The sequence below is a fragment of the Microcoleus sp. w2-18bC1 genome, assembly GCF_036700365.1.
GTDB lineage: Bacteria > Cyanobacteriota > Cyanobacteriia > Cyanobacteriales > Microcoleaceae > Microcoleus.
This window is the reverse complement of record NZ_JAUBOS010000150.1, coordinates 1-1902: the sequence shown is the minus strand read 5'-3', so window position 1 is coordinate 1902 and position 1902 is coordinate 1. Positions and strand designations below refer to the sequence as shown.

Here is a 1902-nt window from a genome sequence, read left to right as displayed (position 1 = left end):
TTTAATGCGCTTTGTTTTCAAGGAGAAAGAGTAAGAAAATCGAGAGCAGTGATAGAATTATCAGCACCAAAAACCTGAGCCAAAACCTCCCCAGTCGCAGCAAATTGCAGCAGTGTGGCATTCGCAGTAAAGTTAATTTGCAAAGCCTCAAAACTCAAGCCACCAGCCAGAACAAACTGATCACTTCCTACGGAAAAATTGAGCACAGTATCGATACCACTATTAGCGCTTAACACAAAGCGATCACTCCCAGTACCCCCAATCAAAGTATCATCTGAGCCATCACCAAACAGCCAGTCATCTCCTGCACCCCCATTGAGAATATCGCGATCTTTCCCTCCATAAATAGTGTCATTACCATCATCACCATTGAGAGCATCTTGACCTTCATTGCCATATAACAGGTCATCGCCATTACCACCATTAATACAGTCTTGCTGACCGTCTTCACCCACAGCCCCTCGCAGATTTTCCCCGCGATCGCCACTAATGGTATCATTACCTTCATCGCCACACAAAATATCGCTACCATCATCGCCGTAGATCAAATCATCGCCAGCATCTCCATTTACCAAGTCGTCATCCTTGCCACCACGAAGGGTATCGTTACCAGAACCCCCATCGAGAGAGTCGGAACTTTCACCGCCACCCTGAAAATCATTTCCATCTCCGCCAAATAGCAAGTCGCGGCCATCCACATCGGACACTAACTCGTTTTGCAAGCCACCATAAAGCGAATCGTCTCCCTCATCGCCGACAATCGTGTCGGAACCGAGTTCGCCCCAAATCAAGTCGTTGTCTTTGCCACCGTAAACTAAGTCATTACCTTTGCCGGCAAAAATGCTATCGTTACCGCTGCCACCGCCGATGATGTCGCCGGTGTCGTTGCCGAAAATTAAATCACCTTCATCAGTCGCAATTGTGCTACCTGCTGCAGTGCCGTAGTCGCCGATGATGGTGTCGGAACCTTGATTGCCGTAGAGAGTATCCGAGTCAGTTTCGCCGAAAAGACGATCGCCCCCTTTGCCTCCAAACAGCAAATCCCGTCCGTTACCACCTCGCAAGGTGTCGTCTTGTTCTTGGCCGTGAAGTAAGTCGTTGCCATCGCCTCCTGTCAGCAAATCGAAGCCGTCGGGGTCACTGTCTAGGGAGTTGAGGAGGCCACCAAACAAAGAGTCGTCTCCGTTGTCGCCGTCCAGGGTGTCGGGGCCTTTGTCACCCCAAATTAGGTCGTTGTCGATGCCACCATAGGCGATGTCAGGGCCTTTGCCGGAGTAAACGGTGTCATTGCCTTGAGTGCCGGCAATGGCGTCGCCGGAAGAACCGCCGAAAATTAGGTCGCTGTCGTTGTCGGTTAAGTCGATGTTGTTGCCGTTGTCGCCGACTATGGTGTCAGAACCGCGATCGCCGTACAATGTGTCGGAGTTGCGATCTCCAAAAATGCGATCGTCTTGTTTGCCGCCAAATACGGCATCGGTTTGTTTGCCGCCGTAAACGATGTCGTTGCCCTTACCGGCAGCTATGTAATCTCGCTGTTGGTCGCCGAAAGCGATATCGCTGCCGCCTTCACCTAATACTGTGTCGTCGCCACCAAAGGAGAGAAACAGTTGGTTGGTTTCGTTTCCTGTTAAGGAATCGTTTCCGGGAGTGCCGATGTTGGTGTTTTGGATGTCGATGAGTTGGGCGGCGTTGGAGTCGAAGTTGAGTATGGGGGAAGGCTGGGGGGGGATAAATGTGATCACAGGGGGCCCTTGCAGGGGGGCGCAACCGCAACTGGTATCTGGTTCGGGTACTGGGTTGAATATGGGGGGTGGTGTTGGTTCCGCTGCGGGTGTGGGTGTTGGTTCCGCTGCGGGTGTGGGTGTTGGTTCCGCTGCGGGTGTGGGTGTTGGTTCTGGGATG

1 protein-coding gene is annotated in these 1902 nt (G+C 52.0%); it reads right to left on the bottom strand.

The window, feature by feature from the left end:
- Positions 1-17 precede the first annotated feature (17 nt).
- Positions 18-1902 (bottom strand): calcium-binding protein (locus tag QT979_RS28765; RefSeq protein ID WP_333312375.1); only part of this gene is annotated, 1885 nt, incomplete at its 5' end.